The following is a 17255-nucleotide window of genomic DNA, read 5'->3' on the forward strand; positions in this document are numbered from 1 at the left end:
CGCCCGTGCCGTCCGGCGGCCGGGCCGAGGTATCGGAACGGCCCCGCCCGGGAAGGCTAGGGAGGGTCCGGAGGGCTGTGGGGGTCCCCCGGATTGACAGGGTCGGGGTGGCCCTCGAATGGCCCGCTTGGGTCATGTGCCCGCGGGAGCCGGAAGCGTAGCCTCGACTTGGGTGTGGGGAACGAACGGAGGTGGACGCCGTGCGCCAAGATCTCGATTCGCGCGTCCACGACCGTGTTGCGCTGGACGAGATCGAGCTCTATGCCGAGATGCTCAGTGCGGTGGCGTCGGCCGAACGGCCGCTCACCGTCGCGGAGATCGACATGGTGCTCGGGGTACGGTCCGACGAAGCCGGTCGTCGCGAGCTGACGCCGCAGGACTAGGCGGCCAGGGGATCATCCCCGCGCCGCCGAGCCGCTACGCGCAGTGCACCGGGGACGCCGATACGGCGTCCCCGGTTCGTGTTTCCGGCCCTGCCGCGGCGAGGTGTCCGCGAGGCGACGTTGTTATGAATCTCACGCACACTCTGCATGACCGTCCGGTGGCCGCCGCCGCGGGCGGCAGATGCCGCGTTCCCTTGCAGATAGGGGTCTGCACACTGGGTAGGTACCTCGTGATCTACGGCAATCTCGTAGGTGAGAGGATGGCGGACACCAGCCAAAGCTGGGGCAAAGGTTCTTTTTACGGCTGGTTGCGCCTACGATCCTCTGCGGACTGTTCCGGCACTTCAGGAGAACGACGTGCGCTTGCGTCTCACGCCGCGTGAGGACAGCTTCTACGACATGTTCGCCGACTCGGCGAACAACCTGGTCACCGGCGCCAGGCTGCTCGTAGAGCTCATCAGCGACGGCGCCGACCGGCCGGCGATCGCGGAGAAGATGCGCGCCTGCGAACACGCGGGCGACGAATGCACCCACGCGATCATGCGCCGGCTGAACGAAAGCTTCATCACGCCCTTCGACCGCGAGGACATCTACCGGCTGGCCTCGACGATCGACGACGTGATGGACGAGATGGAAGAGGCAGCCGACCTCGTCGTCCTCTACAAGATCGACGAGTTCCCCAAGGGCGTCGTGGCGATGGTGGAGGTGCTGGAGCGCGCCGCCGAGCTGACGGCCGAGGCGATGCCGAGGCTGCGCTCGATGAAGGAGCTCAACGAGTACTGGATCGAGATCAACCGCCTGGAGAACCAGGGCGACCAGGTCTACCGCAAGCTGCTCGCGCAGCTGTTCAACGGCGAGTACGAGACCCTGACCGTGCTGAAGCTGAAGCAGGTCATCGACCGGCTGGAGGGCGCGGCCGACGCGTTCGAGCACGTCGCCAACACGGTCGAGACGATCGCGGTCAAGGAATCATGAGCGTCCGGGACGAACCACCCGGATCCTCGCGTCCTGCCGAGCCCGCCGAGGGCGGCACGGTCGGGGCGGTCCTCACCAAGGAGGAGCCGCCCGGGGCCGACCCGACGCTCGGCGAGCAGGTCCGCCGCGGCCCGGTCCGGTTCTGGCCGTTCCTGCTGCTGGGCATCCTCGCGGTGGTCCTCTCCGGGGCGCTCGGCCTGCGGCAGGACGCGCAGACCGCCGTCCTCATCCTGGTCGTCGTCATCGCCCTGGTGTTCGACTACACCAACGGGTTCCACGACGCCGCCAACGCCATCGCGACCTCGGTGTCCACCCGGGCGCTGACACCGCGGGCCGCGCTGCTCATGGCGGCCGTGATGAACCTCATCGGCGCGCTGCTCGGCGTCGAGGTCGCCAAGACCGTCAGCGAGGTCATCACCCCGCCCACCGGGCTGCACGGCCTCACCGTGGTCGCCGCCGGCGTGCTCGGCGCGATCACCTGGAACATGATCACCTGGTACTTCGGGCTGCCCTCCTCGTCCTCGCACGCCCTGATCGGCGGCGTGGTGGGCGCCGGGGTCGCGTCGGCGTCCGCGGTCAGCTGGAGCACGGTCGTGGAGAAGGTCGCCATCCCGATGGTGATCTCGCCGATCGCCGGGTTCGGGCTCGCCTACATGGTGATGGTCGCCATCCTGTGGATCTTCCGGAACGCCAACCCCGGCCGGGTCGGCCGCCGGTTCCGCATCGCCCAGTCGCTGTCGGCGGCGTCGATGGCGCTGGGGCACGGCCTGCAGGACGCGCAGAAGACGATGGGCATCATCGTGCTGGCGCTCGTGACCACCGGCCACGCCTCGGGCGAGACGGTCCCGCTGTGGGTCATCCTCTCCTGTGCCCTGGCCCTGGCCCTCGGCACCTACGCGGGCGGCTGGCGGATCATGCGGACGCTCGGCCGCCGGGTCATCGAACTGGACCCGCCGAAGGGATTCGCCGCCGAATCGACGGCCTCCCTGATCCTCTACGCCACCGCCTACATCTGGCACGCTCCAATCTCGACGACGCACACGATCACGTCCTGCATCATGGGCGTCGGCGCGACCAAGCGCTTCTCCGCGGTCCGCTGGGGAGTGGCGGGCAACATCATCACCGCCTGGGTCCTCACCATGCCGATGGCCGCGGCGGTCGCCGCCATCGTGTACTTCGTGGTGCACCTGTTCGGGGCGTAGCTAGCCGAGGTTCTCTGGGTGTGGAACGGCCCGCCGTCTGTTGGGACGGCGGGCCGTTTCGGGGTTACTGGCCGGAGATTCTGGTCAAGGGGGGCGGGGAGAGGGTTCCCTGGGCCTCGAAGTAGGCGACGAAGGCGTCCAGGTCTATGGGGCCCAGAACCTGGTCCGTGCCTTCGGTGAAGACCGTGAAGCCGTCGCCGCCGCCCAGGAGGAAGTTGTTCGCGGCGACCTTGTAGGTGGTGGTCGGGGTGATCGGGGTCCCGTCGATGGTGATCTCGGAGACTCGGTCGCCGGCGGGGTTCGCGCGGGTGATGGTGAAGTTCAGGTTGGCCGAGGGCTGGAGAATTTTCTCGCCCGCGTCCGTCCACTGCTGTTCGAGGAGGGCGTCCAGCTGTGCGCCGGTCAGTGAGACGACGCCCATCACGTTGCTGAACGGCTGTACGGCGAACGCCTCGCCGTAGGTGACCACGCCGTCGCCTTCAGCGCCGCTCGCGGCGTAGGTGAGGTCGGTTCGCACGCCTCCGGGGTTCATCAGCGCGACCTGCGCGCCGAGGTCGCTCATCGAGGCGAGTTGGGCGTCGGCTATCAGGTCGCCCAGCGCGGTCTCGCCGGAGGGGGACGGCGCGCGGGTGATGTCGGCGGTGATGGTGCCGATGGGGCGGTTCGCGATATTGGCGACGCGGTCCTTCCAGGTCTGGACGAACCGTTCCGTCCTGGGGTCCGGCGGCACGTCGCGGGTCACCACGTGGTTGTCGCCGCGTAGGGAGGACCGGACGATGTCGCCGGTGCGCCGGTTCACCTTGAGGTCGACCTCGGTGATCACCCGGCCGAACGAGGAGCCGGAGGAGAACAGCCGCGGCTGCCCCTCGGGGTCCTGGATCGTGCAGATGTACTGCTGGTGGGAGTGGCCGGACAGCACCACGTCGATCTCCGGGTCGGCCTGCTGGGCGATGCGGGAGCCCGCGCCGGGGATCACGCCGCAGGCGTCCGGGCGCTGGCCCGGGTTCACCTGGTCGCCCTCGTGGACGAGCAGGACCATCGCGCGGACGCCGCGGCGCTTCAGCTCGCGGGCGGACCGGTTCGCGGCCTCGACCTCGTCCTGGAACTCCAGGCCCTTGATGCCCTCCGCGGTGACGATGCTCGGGGTGGTCTTGGTGACGACGCCGATGAAGCCGACGCGGACGCCGTTGACGCGGCGGATCGTCCACGGCTTCAGGAGGGGCTTCTTCCAGTGGCGGTGCTGCTTCAGGACGTTGGCGGAGAGGTAGTCGAACTTCGCGCCGCGCCACTTGCCTTCGGGCGAGCAGCCGTCCTCGGGGTGGCATCCGCCGTGCTGGATGCGCAGCAGTTCCCGGTAGCCCTCGTCGAACTCGTGGTTCCCGACGGCGGAGGCGGTCACGCCGATGTCGCCGAGGAACTGCACGGAGGGCTCGTCGTGGTAGGCGGCGGAGATCAGCGGCGTGGCGCCGATGAGGTCGCCCTGGGCGACGGTGAGGGTGTTGCGGTCCCGCAGCCGCTTCAGGTGGGCGGCGACATAGGCGGCGCCGCCGGCGTCCACGGGCTCGCCGTCCTCGTTGACGGCGCGCCCTGAGCTGCCGGACGGGGGTTCCAGGTGGCCGTGGAAGTCGTTGAGGGCGAGGATCTTCACGGACGCCGTCGGTGCGGGCCGTGCGGCGGCGGGTTGCGCGGTCAGCGCGATGACCGTCAGTCCCGCCGCGGCGCAGGCCAGGAATGTGCGTCGTCGAGTCATGCAGCGGACGGTAAGCGCGTCCGGCATACGGTTTCCGGCGGCGCGGTGACGTTTCTGTGACAACTTGATCAGGCCCGCGGTTAGGGTGATGACCGTGAGTGAGCTGCGGGCGCGCGGGACGCTGGGGGACGCCGAGATCGGTGAGGCGCTGGCGCTGGCCGAGGCGGCGGCGGACGCCGACGGCGTCGGGCCGCTGTCGGAGCACTCGCTGCTCGCGCTGCGCGGCGGCCGCGCCGGGATGGCGGTGTCCGACGGCGGGATCGTCGGGTACGCGCATCTCGATCCGGCGGCCGATGGAGAACCCGCGGCGGGGGAACTCGTCGTCCATCCGAGGCACCGGCGCCGCGGCCACGGCCGGGCCCTGCTGCGGGCCCTGCGCGCCGAGGCGGGCGGCCCGCTGCGCGTGTGGGCGCATGGTGATCTGCCCGCCGCCGCCGCGCTGGCCGCCGCCGAGGGCATGACGCGCGTCCGGGTGCTGCTCCAGATGCGCCGGCCGGCGGCCGATCCGCTGCCGGAGGCCCGGGTCGCGGAGGGCGTCACCGTCCGCGCGTTCGAGCCCGGCGGGGACGAGGAGGCGTGGCTCGGCGTGAACTCCCGCGCGTTCGCCGATCATCCCGAGCAGGGCGCGTGGACGATCGAGGACGTCCGGGAGCGGGAGGGCGAGAGCTGGTTCGACCCCGCGGGCTTCTTCCTCGCCGAGCGGGACGGCCGCCTCGCCGGCTTCCACTGGACCAAGACCCACCCGGGCGGCATCGGCGAGGTCTACGTCGTCGGCGTCGACCCGGACGCGCAGGGCCTCGGCCTGGGCCGAGCCCTCACGCTGGTCGGGCTGCACCACCTGCGTGACTCCGGGGTCGAGCAGATCATGCTCTACGTGGACGAGTCGAACACCGCGGCCGTCCGGCTCTACGAGTCGCTGGGCTTCACCCGGTACGCCGTGGACGTCATGTACAGCACCGAGACGGCTTGATCGAACCTCCGTCCCCGCGTCAAGCCCCCGTCACCTCATGACCTTGCTCCGACCGGGACTTTAACGGGCTGAGCAGCGCTGTTAACCCGGCGTACACGGCGAATCGGGGCATTCTTCGCGGGTCCGGTCATCCTCGTTCATCTTCCGTTCACCTGGATCAGGGCGGCTGGTCACCTCGTCTGCCTAGCGTCCCATCCGACGGCGAACCCCGGCGCCGGCGAGCGGCCGAAGCGGGGGACCCGGCCGACGACATCGATCTAGACGACATCGATCTAGGAGACCCTCCGGTGAAGAACCGTTCCCGACTTGCCGCTCTGGGCGGCGTGGTCGTCGCGGGGGCGCTGGCCCTCACCGCCTGCGGAAGCGACGCCAACCCCGCCACGAGCCCGGGAAGCGCCCCCTCCGGCACCATCGACTGCGCGAAGGGCAGCATCAACGCCGCCGGTTCGAGCGCCCAGAAGAACGCCATCGAGGAGTGGACGAAGCTCTACGCGGCCGAATGCGCCGGCGCCAACATCAACTACAACCCGACCGGCTCGGGTGCGGGCATCCAGGCGTTCACCAGCGGCCAGGTGGCCTTCGCCGGCTCCGACTCGGCGCTGGACGAGGAGGAGGCGGGCAAGGCGCGCGAGCGCTGCCAGGGCGGTCCGGCGCTGAACCTGCCGATGGTCGTCGGCCCGGTCGCCGTCGTCTACAACCTCCCGGGCGCGGACGGGCTGAAGCTGTCCCCCGAGACGATCGCGAAGATCTTCTCCGGCAAGGTCACGGCCTGGAACGATCCCGCGATCGCCGAGGAGAACGAGGGCACCGAGCTCCCGTCCGCGGAGATCAAGCCGGTCTACCGGTCCGACGAGTCGGGCACCACCGACAACTTCACCGAGTACCTGAACAGCACCGTCCCGGACGTCTGGACGTGGGAGTCCGCCAAGAAGTGGCCGAACTCCACCGGCCAGGGCGCCGCGAAGTCCGACGGTGTCACCAGCCAGGTGAAGAGCACCGAGGGTGCGATCTCCTACGTGGAGATGTCGTACGCGACGAACAACAAGCTGCAGACCGCGCACGTGAAGAACGGCGCCGGCGAGTACACGGAGCTGTCGCCCGACAGCGCGTCCAAGGCCGTCGCCGGTGCGAAGGTCACCGGCACCGGCAACGACGTCTCGCTGGAGATCGACTACACCACCAAGGAGCCGGGCGCCTACCCGATCGTCCTGGTCACGTACGAGATCGCGTGTGAGAAGGGACTGCCGGCCGAGCAGGCCGAGTTCGTCAAGTCCTTCCTGACCTACACCGCCAGCGCCGACGGCCAGAAGATCCTCACCGAGCACGGCTACGCGCCCATCCCGCAGAGCGTGCTGACGAAGGTCCAGGCGTCCGTGAAGGCCCTGTCCTGACACCGGACGACTCCACCCGCAGCCCCGCCGCCGGCGGCCCCAGCAGGGGGCGCCGCGGCGGGGCCGCCCTGGGTTCGGCGGACGTGATCGAAGGAGGCACCCCCATGACCACCGAGACCGGCGTCCAGGCCCGCGCCGGAACCCGGGCCGGCGCGGCCGGCACCGCCATGAGCACCGGCCGCGCCGGCGACCGGATCTTCGCGGGCGCGGCCCGCGGCTCGGGCATCACCGTGCTGGCGATCGTCGCCGCGATCGCGGCGTTCCTCGTCTGGAAGGCGATCCCCGCGCTGCAGGCGAACGAGGCGGGCTTCCTCACCAGCGAGGAGTGGAACCCGAACGCGCAGCCGCCGCGGTTCGGCATCGCGCAGCTGGCGTTCGGGACGGCGATGTCCTCGCTGCTGGCGATGCTCATGGCGACGCCCGTCGCGATCGGCATCGCGCTGTTCATCTCGTTCTACTCGCCGCGCCGGCTGGCGTCCGGGCTCGGCTACATCGTGGACCTGCTCGCGGCCGTCCCCAGCATCGTGTACGGGCTCTGGGGCCTGATCTTCCTGGCGCAGCACATGGACAAGGTCAGCGGGTTCCTCAACGCGGCGTTCGGCTGGTTCCCGCTGTTCGGCGGCGACAGCCCTGGCAAGAACTCGATCTTCACGGCCGCGGTGGTGCTGGCCATCATGATCCTGCCGATCATCTCGTCCATCTCGCGCGAGGTGTTCCTGCAGGTCCCGCGGGCCAACATCGAGGCCGCGCTGGCGCTCGGCGCCACCCGCTGGGAGATGATCCGGATGTCGGTGCTGCCGTACGGGCGGTCCGGCATGATCGGCGCCTCGATGCTCGGCCTCGGCCGCGCGATGGGCGAGACGATCGCGGTCGCGATGGTGCTGACCTTCGTGCCGGGGATCAACTGGCACATCCTGGAGAACGGCGGCTCGACCTTCGCGGCGAACATCGCCAACAGCTTCGCCGAGGCCACCGAGACCGGCCGCGGCGCCCTCATCGCCTCGGGCCTCGTCCTCTTCGTCATCACCCTGCTCGTCAACATGGCGGCCCGCGCCGTCGTCGCACGGCGGAAGGAGTTCGTGTGACCACCCTCTCCACCACCGGCCCCTCCACCGGCCCGCCCCCCGGCAAGGGCACGAGCCTCACGTCGGTCTCGCTCGGCCGGAAGGTCAAGGACCGGTCCGTCCAGGGCCTGGTGTACCTGGCGTTCGCGCTGGCGGTCGTCCCGCTGGTGTCGGTGCTGTGGACGGTCCTCGTCAACGGCCTCGAACGGCTCGACCCCACGTTCTTCCAGTTCTCGATGAACGCGGTCAGCGGCAGCGACCCGGGCGGCGGCGCCTACCACGCCGTCATCGGCACCCTGCAGCAGGTCGCGATCTGCAGCGCGATCGCCGTCCCGCTGTCCATCCTGACCGCCATCTACCTGGTGGAGTACGCCGGGAACGGGCGGCTCGGCAAGATCATCAGCTTCACCGTGGACGTCATGATGGGCATCCCGTCGATCGTGGCGGGCCTGTTCGTCCTCGCGCTGTGGCTGCTGACGCTCGGGTTCGAGTTCTCCGGCTTCGCCGGGGCGCTGTCCCTGACGATCCTGATGATCCCGACCGTGACGCGGTCCGCCGAGGAGATGCTCAAGCTCGTCCCCAACGACCTGCGCGAGGCGTCCTACGCGCTCGGCGTGCCGCGCTGGCGGACGGTCTGCTTCGTCGTGCTGCCGACCGCGCTCACCGGAATGATCACCGGCGTGATGCTGGCCGTCGCCCGCGTGATGGGGGAGACCGCGCCGCTGCTGCTGACGATCTTCTTCACCAAGGCGATCAACAACGACCCGTTCAACGGCCCGCAGGCGTCGCTGCCCACCTTCATCTGGGAGCAGGCCGCCGACCCCAGCCAGAACTCGATCGACCGCGCCTGGACCGGCGCGCTCGTCCTGATCGGGATCATCATGCTGCTCAACCTGGCCGCCCGGCTCGTCGCCCGGCGCACCGCGGCCAAGAGCCGCTGACGGCCCAGACCCGAAGAGAGAGGACCACCGACCCCATGGCCAAGCGGATCGACATCTCCGGGCTGCACGCCCACTACGGCGCGGTCCACGCCATCGAGGACATCTCGATGACGATCGAGCCGCGCTCGGTGACGGCGTTCATCGGGCCGTCCGGCTGCGGCAAGTCCACCTTCCTGCGCACGCTCAACCGGATGCACGAGGTCATCCCGGGCGCCCGCGTGGAGGGCAAGGTCATGCTGGACGACGAGGACCTCTACGACCCGTCCGTCGACCCCGTCGCCGTCCGCCGCCTCGTCGGCATGGTGTTCCAGCGCCCCAACCCGTTCCCCACGATGTCCATCTACGACAACGTCGCCGCGGGCCTGAAGCTGAACGGGGTGCGCCGCAAGAGCCGGCTGGACGACATCGTCGAGGAGTCGCTCCAGGGCGCCAACCTCTGGAACGAGGTCAAGGACCGCCTGAGCAAGCCGGGCGCCGGCCTGTCCGGCGGACAGCAGCAGCGCCTCTGCATCGCCCGCGCCATCGCCGTCCAGCCCCAGGTCCTGCTGATGGACGAGCCGTGCTCCGCGCTCGACCCGATCTCCACCCTCGCCATCGAGGACCTCATCGACAAGCTGAAGGCGCAGTACACGATCGTCATCGTCACGCACAACATGCAGCAGGCCGCCCGGGTCAGCGACCGCACCGCCTTCTTCAACATCGCCGGCACCGGCAAGCCGGGCAAGCTCATCGAGATCGACGACACCAGTAAGATCTTCACGAACCCCGAGCAGAAGGCCACCGAGGACTACATCACCGGACGGTTCGGCTGAGGGCCGCCCCGCTCAGGTGCGGACGGGGGTCTTCTCCTCGGTGTCGCCGCCCGGGCGGTGGTCCGGGACGAAGCGGTAGCCGACGTTCCGGACCGTTCCGATGAGGGACTCGTACTCGGCGCCGAGCTTGGCGCGCAGCCGCCGGACGTGGACGTCCACCGTGCGGGTGCCGCCGAAGTAGTCGTAGCCCCAGACCTCCTGGAGGAGCTGGGCGCGGGTGAAGACGCGGCCGGGGTGCTGGGCGAGGTACTTCAGCAGCTCGAACTCTTTGAAGGTCAGGTCGAGGATGCGGCCGCGGAGGCGGGCGGTGTAGGTGGCCTCGTCGATCGTGAGGTCGCCGCTGCGGATCTCGCCGGGGACCTCCTCGGTGTCGCCGGCGGCGGCGCGCCCGACGGCGAGGCGTAGGCGGGCCTCGACCTCGGCGGGGCCGGCGCTCTGCAGCAGCACGTCGTCCAGGCCCCACTCCGGGCTGAGCGCGGCGAGGCCGCCCTCGGTGACGATCGCGAGGAGCGGGCAGTCGAGCCCGGTGGTGCGCAGCAGCCGGCACAGGCTCTTGGCCTGGACGAGCTCGCGGCGCGCGTCCACCAGGACGATGTCCGCGGGTGGCGCGTCGATGAGGGCCGACGCCTCCGCGGGGGCGACCCGCACGGAGTGCAGCAGAAGCCCGAGCGCGGGCAGCACCTCGTCGGAGGGCTCCAGCGCGTTGGTCAGCAAGAGCAAGCCGCTCACATTGCCGCCTCCCGTCCACAAACACGTAGGATCCAGGCGGCTCACCCTCAAGCCCCGGCATGGCCGACGGCTCAAGGACGAGGCGGCCATGCGAGGTTTTCGGCTGAACTCCATGGCCTCGTCGCCCGGATCCCTCCCCCCGAGCATAACGGAGTGCGTCCGGGCGCCAAGGGAGTGGCCGGGTCGGGACGCCGTTCGCCGGAAATGAGAGATTGGGGACATGGCCAAGGGGACGATGCGCTATTGGGCGGCCGCGAAGGCCGCCGCGGGCACGCACGAGGAGCCGTACGACGCGGACACGCTGGCCGCCGCGCTCACCGCCGCCACCTCGCGGGACGGGCGGGAGGACGAGTTCCGGCGGGTCGTCGCGCGCAGCTCGTTCCTCATCGACGGGGACCCGGTCGGGAGCCGGCCGCACGACTCCGTGCGGCTGCCGGAGGGCGGCGTCGTGGAGGTTCTGCCGCCTTTTGCCGGTGGTTGATATCACAATGGAATGATCTCCCGAACTTTCAGGTCATCCGGCGGTGTGACGCGGGCCGTGCCGACCGCGCATTAGGGTGTGACGATCGCATGTCGCCGGTCGAAGGAGATACATGCGGAAAGTACTCGTGGTGCTGCTGCTCCTGGCGGTCGTGGGCGTCGTGGCCGCGGACCGGATCGGCGTGCGGATCGCGGAGGACCGGATCGCCCAGGAGGTCGCGGCGCAGACCGAGCTGACGCGGCAGCCGGACGTCACGATCCACGGCATCCCCTTCCTCACCCAGGTCGTCGGCGGCGAGTACGACCACATCGAGATCGCCATCGGCGACTGGACCGAGCAGGGCGTGACCGTCACCGACGTCCGGGTCGACATGCGCGGCGTGGCCGCGCCGCTGTCGGAGGTCGCCGGCGGCAACACCGCCAACGTCACCGCGCGGACGGCGACCGTGTCCGCGGTCGTCCCGTACTCGGTGATCCAGAAGAACGCGCCGCGCGAGGTCAAGAAGCTCTCGCCGCAGGGGCCCAACCTCGCGGTCGACCTTGAGGGCAGCCTGCTGGGCTTCCGGCTGGCAGGCAGCGGCGTCGTCGAGCTTAAGCCCACCGACGGCGGCATCGCGGTCAGCCCGGTGTCGGTCAAGTCGGACGGCGGCCCGCAGATCCCGCTGGCCGCGCTGAAGCGCCAGCTCACCTGGACCGTGCAGGTCCCCGCGCTGCCGCTCGGCGCCAAGATCAGCGAGGTCCGGGCGACGGAGGGCGGGGTCCGGGTCGGCGCGACGGCGCAGAACGTCAAGCTCAACGACCTCCAGCAGGTGCAGAAATGATCCGCCACGTCTGAACCGGACCGGCCACGCGCACGTGTCAGTGGTGTGGGTCCCACCGCGGATGAGGCGCTGCTGCGCGCCCTGTACAGCGAGCACGGAGGTCCCCTCTTCGGGTACGTCCTGCGGCTGACCGGCGGGGACCGCGCCCAGGCCGAGGACGTCGTGCAGGAGACGCTGCTGCGCGCCTGGAAGCATCCGGAGGCGCTGGCGGGGCGTCCCGTCCGGCCGTGGCTGTTCACGGTCGCGCGGAACCTCGTGGTGGACGCGCACCGCGCAAGGCAGGCCCGGCCGCCGGAGACGTGGATCGACGAGCAGCTCGTGATGACCGCGTCCGGCTCCGACGACATCGACCGGGCGCTGGAGTCCTGGACGGTCGCCGAGGCGCTGGCCGGGCTGAGCGCGCCGCACCGGGCGGTGCTGGTGGAGACCTACTACCGTGGCCGGTCGGTGGCCGAGACCGCGAAGACGCTGGGCATCCCGCCCGGCACGGTGAAGTCCCGCACCTATTACGCACTGCGGGCGCTGAAACTCGCATTGGAGGAGCGGGGGATGGCGCCGTGAACGGCTGCACGGACGTGCGCAACGCGCTCGGGTCCTACGTGCTCGGCTCGCTCGACGCGGCCGAGCGGTCCCGGGCGGAGGCCCACCTGGCCGACTGCCCCGCCTGCCGCGACGAGCTCGCCGGGCTGGCCGGCCTGCCCGCGATGCTCGGCCGGGTCGACGAGTCGCAGCTGGAGCAGCTCGCGGGCCCGCCGCCCGAGCTGCTGGACGGGCTGCTGGCCCGCGCGGCCGAACGGCGCCGCCGGCCCTGGGCCCCGGGCCGCCGCTTCACCCGGTGGGCCCCGCTCGCCGCCGCGGCGTGCCTGCTGCTGGCGATCGGCGCCCTGTTCGGCGGCTTCCTGCTTCCGCTGGGCACGGAGGAGACCGCGGCGCCGCCCGCGTCGTCCGCGCCGCCCGCCGCCCCGCCCGCCGCTCCCGGGGGCGACGTCGAGCGGATCGCCGCCGCGAACCCCGCGACCGACATCAAGGGGTACGTGCTGCTGCGGAAGAAGCAGTGGGGCACGGAGGTGGAGCTGCACCTGTCGGGCGTCCCGAAGGGGTCGCACTGCCGGATGCTCGTCATCGCGCGGGACGGCCGGCGGGACGCGCTCGGCAGCTGGTACGTCCCGTACGACGAGGGCTACGGCGAGTACCGCGGCTCCACGATGTTCCCGCGCGGGCAGCTGTTCTCGTTCGAGATCGTCGGGCTGGACGGGCAGCCGCTCCTCACGATCCCCACCTGAGCCCCGCGTGGCCGGGGCCCGGGGAAGAACCGGGAGCCCGAAACGGTTGTCGTGGACGATGACGGGTCTATGGGCTGCGGCGACGGTACTGGCCGCCGCCACGGCGTTCGGGCTGCTGTGGCGGCGGCGTTCCGGCGTGCTGCGCGCCCACCGGGGGAGCGGAGACGAGGTGGACGGCATCATCCGGCCGGACGACGTGGGCACCGAGCTCGGCGAGAAGGCCACCCTGCTGCAGTTCTCCAGCGCCTTCTGCGCCCCCTGCCGCGCGACCCGCCGCGTCCTGGGGGAGGTCGCCGGGATGGTGGACGGGGTCGCCCATGTCGAACTCGACGCCGAGTCGAACCTGGACCTCGTCCGGCGCCTGAACGTGGTCCGGACCCCGACGGTCTTCGTCCTCGACGACGCGGGCCGCATCGTCCGCCGCGCCACCGGAGCACCCCGCAAGCCCGACGTCATCGCGGCCCTGGGCGCGGCCGTCGGCCCCCGGACTGAGGGATGACCTGCGGATAGACGAACATCACTATCTCGGTACGCGAGACGGAAGTGACAGTACGTGGATTGTCGGATTACTATCTGGGGTGTGCGTGACTTGACAGAGCAGATGCTCACGAAGCGCCGCGCGGTCGACTTCTGCCGCGTGGCCGCCTCGCTCTGTTGCACGGTCTGAGAGGCATCGAGCCCGAACCCGGCAGCCCAGACCATCCCCCTTGGACGTTCCGTCCGTTCGATGACGCTCGCCCCGGCTGCGAGCGGGAATCGAAACCACTCCGCCAGGAGCACCCCGATGCAGGTTGATCCGCGTGGGCCGCGCTTCGGCGCGGCCGTCACGACGATCGTCCTGGTCGTGGTCCTGGCGACGGGGAGCTGGGTACTGCTCGCCGCTCAGGCCGCCGTGTTCGCCGCCGCGACCTTCCTCGGTCTCCGGTACGCCCCGTACGGACTGGCGTTCAAGGTGCTGATCCGGCCCCGGATCGCCCCGCCCAGGGAGCTGGAGGACGCCGCCGCACCCCGCTTCGCGCAGGGGGTCGGCATGGCGTTCGCCCTGGTGGGAACGGTCGGCTACGCGACGGGCACCGCCTGGCTCGGCATCGGTGCCACCGCCCTCGCGCTGGCGGCCGCGTTCCTCAACGCGGCGTTCGGGTTCTGCCTCGGCTGCGAGCTTCACCCGCTACTGCGACGTATCACTGCGAAATTCCGTTCCGAAAGGGAGGTTCCGGCATGAGCCGCTCCGACGTCCTGGTGGACACCGACTGGGTTGAGTCCAACCTGGACGCCCCCGGTCTGGTTCTCGTCGAGGTCGACGAGGACGTTTCCGCCTACGACAAGGGCCACATCCGTGGCGCCGTGAAGATCGACTGGAAGACCGAGCTGCAGGACCCGGTCCGCCGCGACTTCATCGACAAGACCGGGTTCGAGCAGCTGCTGTCCGCCAAGGGCATCGCCAACGACGACACGGTGATCCTGTACGGCGGCAACAACAACTGGTTCGCCGCCTACGCGTACTGGTACTTCAAGCTGTACGGCCACGAGAACGTCAAGCTGCTCGACGGCGGCCGCAAGAAGTGGGAGCTGGAGTCCCGCGAGCTGGTCACCGACGTGCCGTCCCGTCCGGCCACGGACTACAAGGCCAAGGACCAGGACCTGTCCATCCGCGCCTACCGCGACGAGGTCGTCGACGCGATCGGCAAGAAGAACCTGATCGACGTCCGGTCCCCGGACGAGTTCAGCGGCAAGCTGCTCGCCCCGGCGCACCTGCCGCAGGAGCAGTCGCAGCGGGCCGGGCACGTCCCGACCGCGCGCAGCATCCCGTGGTCGAAGGCGGCCAACGACGACGGCACGTTCAAGTCCGACGAGGAGCTTCGCGAGCTCTACACCGAGGCCGGCGTCGACCTGAGCAAGGACACCATCGCCTACTGCCGCATCGGCGAGCGCTCCTCGCACACCTGGTTCGCGCTGCGTGAGCTGCTCGGCCTGGAGAACGTGAAGAACTACGACGGTTCCTGGACCGAGTACGGCTCGCTGATCGGCGTCCCGATCGAGCTCGGCGCCCCCAAGTAACCACCGGCCCAGCAACCACCGGTCCCGCCACGTCCGGCGGACGAACTTCCGTGCCAGCGGAGATGGAGGAGCAATGACCCAGGGCTGCGCAGCGCCCGAGCAGACGGCGCATCTTCCGGCGACCGTCGACCTCAGCAACGAGGCCGTCATCCAGGGCACCGTCACCCGTGACGGCGCCCCCGTGTGCAGTGCCTACGCCCGCCTGCTCGACTCGACCGGCGAGTTCACCGCCGAGGTGGTCACCGGCGACGAGGGCGTGTTCCGGTTCTTCGCCGCCGACGGCGACTGGACCGTGCGCGTCCTGGCGGCCGGCGGCGTGAGCGTCGACAACACCGTCACGGCCAAGACCGGCGAGGTCGCCGGCCTGGAGGTCGCGATCTGACTCCGGCCTGCGGGCCGCTTCCGGACCCCGCCGTTCGCAGCACGCGGACGGCGGGGTCCGTCGTCCATCCGGGCACGGCCGGGACCGGCGGGTCGGTACGATCAGCGCGATGTTAGGACTTTCCCGGCGGTCGCCGCTGCTGCTCCCCTGGGCCGCGCTGAAGCTCGCGGGCCGCTTCGCCGTCCCGCTCGCCCTGTGGTTCACGGTCGGCGAGCTGCTCCGCCACGGCGTGATGTACGGCGGCTACCGGCTCGGCTCGATGAAGGGCACCGCCGCGACGATCGCGCCGATCGCCACCGTCGGCCTGCTCGTGGTGATCACGCTGGCGGTCACGGTCCTGATGGTGCACAGCGTCCGCGAGGGCCTGGACGTCGTGCACGCCCGCGCGTCCGACGGCGAGCTGACGCCGTGGGCGGTCGGCAACGAGGAGTCGGTCGCGGGCGCGATGGGCCGCGCCGCCCTCCCGTTCGTGATCTTCTATCTCGCCTGGGGAAGGCAGTCCGAGGACGCCCGCGAGTTCGCCGGCATGGCCGCGAGCCGCGGCTTCAGCGAGGGCGGCCTGCAGGGGCAGATCGAGGCGATGGAGCTGCTCCTGTCGCTGGAGAAGCACGTCGGCCTCGCGATCGGCCTGACCGCCGGGCTCTTCGTGCTGAAGGTGGCGGCGGAGTGGCGCCTGGAGGACCGGCTCCCACGCTCGATCGGCGCGCTCGTCGCCTTCCTGGAGGTCCAGTTCGCGCTGTTCGGCGTCTTCACCATCGACCACCTGCGCCGCAAGGTCACCGAGTGGGCCACCGCGCGGGAGGCATGGGGCTGGGTCACCGACGCCGCCGGCCCCGTCCTCGCCCTCTGGCCGCCGTTCAAGGACGCGGTGCTGGGCGCGCTGATCATGCTGGTGATCGCGGGCGTGATCCTCGGCCTGGACGCCGGCGACGAGCGGGTCGTGCTCGGCCGCGGCCGCGCGGCGCGGCGGCTGGCGCGGGCCGGGGGGATCGAGGAGGTGAACAGTCTCCGGGAGATCCTCACCCGCGGTTTTCGCGAGATGTGGCTGCCCGCCTGGTTCGGGCTGCGGCTCGTCCGCCGGTCCGGGATGATGCCGTTCGCCACGTTCTGCCTGCTGTTCGCCGCCCTGGACGCGGGCGAGGAGGCCGCCCGCCGCCTCACCTACGAGGTGATCGGCCCGCACGAGGTCACCTGGTGGATCCAGGCGCTGCCGTTCGTCGGGTTCGCGACAGGACTGCTGTTCGAGATCCTGCGGGTCTGCCTGCTGGCGGCGGCGTTCAACCTGGTGATGGCGAGGGTCACCGCTCGAAACGCAGCGAAAGCAGTGGGCCGCCCGCCTTCCGAGCCGCCTTCGGTGCCCGTATCTCCAGCTCCAACGCCTCCGCCTTCGTCCGGGGCACCGTCCCCTTGACGAGGATCAGCGTCGATGCGCCCGCCCGCAGCGGCGGCCCGGCGACCGTCCCCGCGGCGGACCACTCGCGCCCCTCACCGTCGACGAACCGGTAGCCGAGGTCGTAGGCCCCGGCCAGCTCCACGGCCGCGGCACTGTCCGGACGCACACCGACCGTGACCCGCAACTCGACCGCATCACCGTCTCCGAGCTGCGCCGTCTCGTGCTTGAGCACCATCCACCGCGTCCCGAGGAACGCGCCGGGCTTCTCCGGCTGCACGGCGACGACCTTCTCCGGCGGCTTCAGGTTCTTCTCGACGTTGTTCCTCTCGTCCACCCAGCGCACGGAGAGCAGCGCGGAGACGGCGCACAGCAGTGCGACCGCCTGCAGAACCCGCCGCTCCAACGGACGCAACCCCCTCTCCGGCGTCCCGCCGGACTCGGGCGGGATCGGGGGGAACAGGTCCGGCGAGGTGTCCGCCGTCACGAGGCGCCCGCCCTGAGGTCGTATCCCTGCGCCGCGCCCTGTATCAGCTCGTTCGCCCGGGCGCGGCTGATCCCAAGGTCGATGTCCGCCTCCGCGGAAAGCTGCGGCAGCAGCCCACCCTGCCCCACGACCAGGTG

General features: G+C 70.7%; 20 protein-coding genes. 17 read left to right on the plus strand and 3 right to left on the minus strand.

Annotated elements, in window-relative coordinates:
* Positions 1-200: 200 nt before the first annotated feature.
* From E1200_RS18880 to E1200_RS18890, 3 genes are all read left to right on the plus strand, one after another.
* The gene (locus E1200_RS18880; protein WP_131953382.1) at positions 201-383 is read left to right on the plus strand and encodes a hypothetical protein; all 183 of its coding nucleotides are present in this window, start codon (positions 201-203) and stop codon (positions 381-383) included.
* Between the two features lie 357 nt (positions 384-740).
* Positions 741-1358: a DUF47 family protein gene (locus E1200_RS18885; RefSeq protein ID WP_131953364.1), complete on the plus strand. Its 618-nt coding sequence runs from the start codon at positions 741-743 to the stop codon at positions 1356-1358.
* Positions 1355-2560: an inorganic phosphate transporter gene (locus E1200_RS18890; RefSeq protein WP_243708677.1), complete on the plus strand. Its 1206-nt coding sequence runs from the start codon at positions 1355-1357 to the stop codon at positions 2558-2560. Before E1200_RS18885 ends, E1200_RS18890 begins: the two co-directional genes overlap by 4 nt.
* Positions 2561-2624: 64 nt before the next feature.
* Here the strand turns inward: E1200_RS18890 and E1200_RS18895 are convergent, their stop codons facing one another.
* The gene (locus E1200_RS18895) at positions 2625-4310 is read right to left on the minus strand and encodes a bifunctional metallophosphatase/5'-nucleotidase (RefSeq protein WP_131953365.1); all 1686 of its coding nucleotides are present in this window, start codon (positions 4308-4310) and stop codon (positions 2625-2627) included.
* A gap of 88 nt (positions 4311-4398) precedes the next feature.
* Between E1200_RS18895 and mshD the strand changes: the two genes are divergently transcribed.
* From mshD to pstB, 5 genes are all read left to right on the plus strand, one after another.
* Positions 4399-5280 carry a mycothiol synthase gene (mshD, locus tag E1200_RS18900; protein ID WP_131953366.1) on the plus strand — a complete coding sequence of 294 codons (882 nt, stop codon included), beginning with the start codon at positions 4399-4401 and terminating at the stop codon, positions 5278-5280.
* A gap of 287 nt (positions 5281-5567) precedes the next feature.
* On the plus strand, positions 5568-6671 hold the full coding sequence (gene pstS / locus E1200_RS18905; RefSeq protein WP_131953367.1) for a phosphate ABC transporter substrate-binding protein PstS: 1104 nt from the start codon (positions 5568-5570) through the stop codon (positions 6669-6671).
* A 104-nt stretch (positions 6672-6775) separates the two neighbouring features.
* Positions 6776-7756 (plus strand): phosphate ABC transporter permease subunit PstC, encoded by a 981-nt coding sequence (pstC, locus tag E1200_RS18910; RefSeq protein WP_131953368.1) that lies wholly within the window; start codon positions 6776-6778, stop codon positions 7754-7756.
* Positions 7753-8676 (plus strand): phosphate ABC transporter permease PstA, encoded by a 924-nt coding sequence (gene pstA, locus E1200_RS18915; RefSeq protein ID WP_131953369.1) that lies wholly within the window; start codon positions 7753-7755, stop codon positions 8674-8676. The genes pstC and pstA overlap by 4 nt, the downstream gene beginning before the upstream one ends.
* A gap of 35 nt (positions 8677-8711) precedes the next feature.
* Positions 8712-9488, plus strand: coding sequence for a phosphate ABC transporter ATP-binding protein PstB (pstB, locus tag E1200_RS18920; protein WP_131953370.1), 777 nt, complete (start codon positions 8712-8714; stop codon positions 9486-9488).
* A 12-nt stretch (positions 9489-9500) separates the two neighbouring features.
* On the opposite strand, the gene E1200_RS18925 is transcribed toward pstB, so the two are convergent.
* Positions 9501-10217: a response regulator transcription factor gene (locus E1200_RS18925; RefSeq protein ID WP_131953371.1), complete on the minus strand. Its 717-nt coding sequence runs from the start codon at positions 10215-10217 to the stop codon at positions 9501-9503.
* A gap of 220 nt (positions 10218-10437) precedes the next feature.
* Here E1200_RS18925 and E1200_RS18930 point away from each other — a divergent pair, with 220 nt between their 5' ends.
* The 9 genes from E1200_RS18930 to E1200_RS18970 all read left to right on the plus strand — a co-directional run bounded on the left by E1200_RS18930 (position 10438) and on the right by E1200_RS18970 (position 16652).
* Positions 10438-10698: a MoaD/ThiS family protein gene (locus E1200_RS18930; RefSeq protein WP_131953372.1), complete on the plus strand. Its 261-nt coding sequence runs from the start codon at positions 10438-10440 to the stop codon at positions 10696-10698.
* Between the two features lie 112 nt (positions 10699-10810).
* Positions 10811-11518, plus strand: a complete 708-nt coding sequence (locus tag E1200_RS18935) for a DUF2993 domain-containing protein (protein WP_131953373.1) — start codon at positions 10811-10813, stop codon at positions 11516-11518.
* Positions 11519-11563: 45 nt separating this feature from the next.
* A complete protein-coding gene (locus E1200_RS18940; protein WP_131953374.1) occupies positions 11564-12079 on the plus strand; it encodes a sigma-70 family RNA polymerase sigma factor in 516 nt (171 codons plus the stop codon).
* Entirely contained in the window at positions 12076-12801 is a 726-nt protein-coding gene (locus E1200_RS18945; RefSeq protein WP_165950373.1) for a zf-HC2 domain-containing protein, read from the plus strand. The genes E1200_RS18940 and E1200_RS18945 overlap by 4 nt, the downstream gene beginning before the upstream one ends.
* Positions 12802-12859: 58 nt before the next feature.
* The gene (locus E1200_RS18950; RefSeq protein ID WP_131953376.1) at positions 12860-13300 is read left to right on the plus strand and encodes a thioredoxin family protein; all 441 of its coding nucleotides are present in this window, start codon (positions 12860-12862) and stop codon (positions 13298-13300) included.
* 285 nt (positions 13301-13585) lie between these two features.
* Positions 13586-14023, plus strand: a complete 438-nt coding sequence (locus E1200_RS18955; RefSeq protein WP_131953377.1) for a DUF4395 domain-containing protein — start codon at positions 13586-13588, stop codon at positions 14021-14023.
* On the plus strand, positions 14020-14859 hold the full coding sequence (locus E1200_RS18960; protein ID WP_131953378.1) for a sulfurtransferase: 840 nt from the start codon (positions 14020-14022) through the stop codon (positions 14857-14859). The genes E1200_RS18955 and E1200_RS18960 overlap by 4 nt, the downstream gene beginning before the upstream one ends.
* Before the next feature lie 73 nt (positions 14860-14932).
* The gene (locus E1200_RS18965) at positions 14933-15241 is read left to right on the plus strand and encodes a DUF1416 domain-containing protein (RefSeq protein ID WP_131953379.1); all 309 of its coding nucleotides are present in this window, start codon (positions 14933-14935) and stop codon (positions 15239-15241) included.
* Between the two features lie 109 nt (positions 15242-15350).
* Complete coding sequence (locus E1200_RS18970; protein ID WP_131953380.1) at positions 15351-16652, plus strand: hypothetical protein; 1302 nt, start codon at positions 15351-15353, stop codon at positions 16650-16652.
* Here E1200_RS18970 and E1200_RS18975 read toward each other — a convergent pair.
* Positions 16540-17118, minus strand: a complete 579-nt coding sequence (locus tag E1200_RS18975) for a hypothetical protein (protein WP_131953381.1) — start codon at positions 17116-17118, stop codon at positions 16540-16542. The two genes, E1200_RS18970 and E1200_RS18975, sit on opposite strands and share 113 nt — an antisense overlap.
* Positions 17119-17255: the final 137 nt, after the last annotated feature.

The organism is Actinomadura sp. GC306 (assembly GCF_004348665.1).
In the GTDB taxonomy this organism is placed as follows: domain Bacteria; phylum Actinomycetota; class Actinomycetes; order Streptosporangiales; family Streptosporangiaceae; genus Spirillospora.

Coding starts and splice junctions, on each gene's coding strand:
- E1200_RS18890 (WP_243708677.1), top strand. CDS start 1,355: ATGAGCGTCCGGGACGAACCACCCGGATCCTCGCGTCCTGCCGAGCCC.
- E1200_RS18895 (WP_131953365.1), bottom strand. CDS start 4,310: ATGACTCGACGACGCACATTCCTGGCCTGCGCCGCGGCGGGACTGACG.
- mshD (WP_131953366.1), top strand. CDS start 4,399: ATGACCGTGAGTGAGCTGCGGGCGCGCGGGACGCTGGGGGACGCCGAG.
- pstC (WP_131953368.1), top strand. CDS start 6,776: ATGACCACCGAGACCGGCGTCCAGGCCCGCGCCGGAACCCGGGCCGGC.
- pstB (WP_131953370.1), top strand. CDS start 8,712: ATGGCCAAGCGGATCGACATCTCCGGGCTGCACGCCCACTACGGCGCG.
- E1200_RS18930 (WP_131953372.1), top strand. CDS start 10,438: ATGGCCAAGGGGACGATGCGCTATTGGGCGGCCGCGAAGGCCGCCGCG.
- E1200_RS18935 (WP_131953373.1), top strand. CDS start 10,811: ATGCGGAAAGTACTCGTGGTGCTGCTGCTCCTGGCGGTCGTGGGCGTC.
- E1200_RS18950 (WP_131953376.1), top strand. CDS start 12,860: ATGACGGGTCTATGGGCTGCGGCGACGGTACTGGCCGCCGCCACGGCG.
- E1200_RS18955 (WP_131953377.1), top strand. CDS start 13,586: ATGCAGGTTGATCCGCGTGGGCCGCGCTTCGGCGCGGCCGTCACGACG.
- E1200_RS18960 (WP_131953378.1), top strand. CDS start 14,020: ATGAGCCGCTCCGACGTCCTGGTGGACACCGACTGGGTTGAGTCCAAC.
- E1200_RS18965 (WP_131953379.1), top strand. CDS start 14,933: ATGACCCAGGGCTGCGCAGCGCCCGAGCAGACGGCGCATCTTCCGGCG.
- E1200_RS18970 (WP_131953380.1), top strand. CDS start 15,351: ATGTTAGGACTTTCCCGGCGGTCGCCGCTGCTGCTCCCCTGGGCCGCG.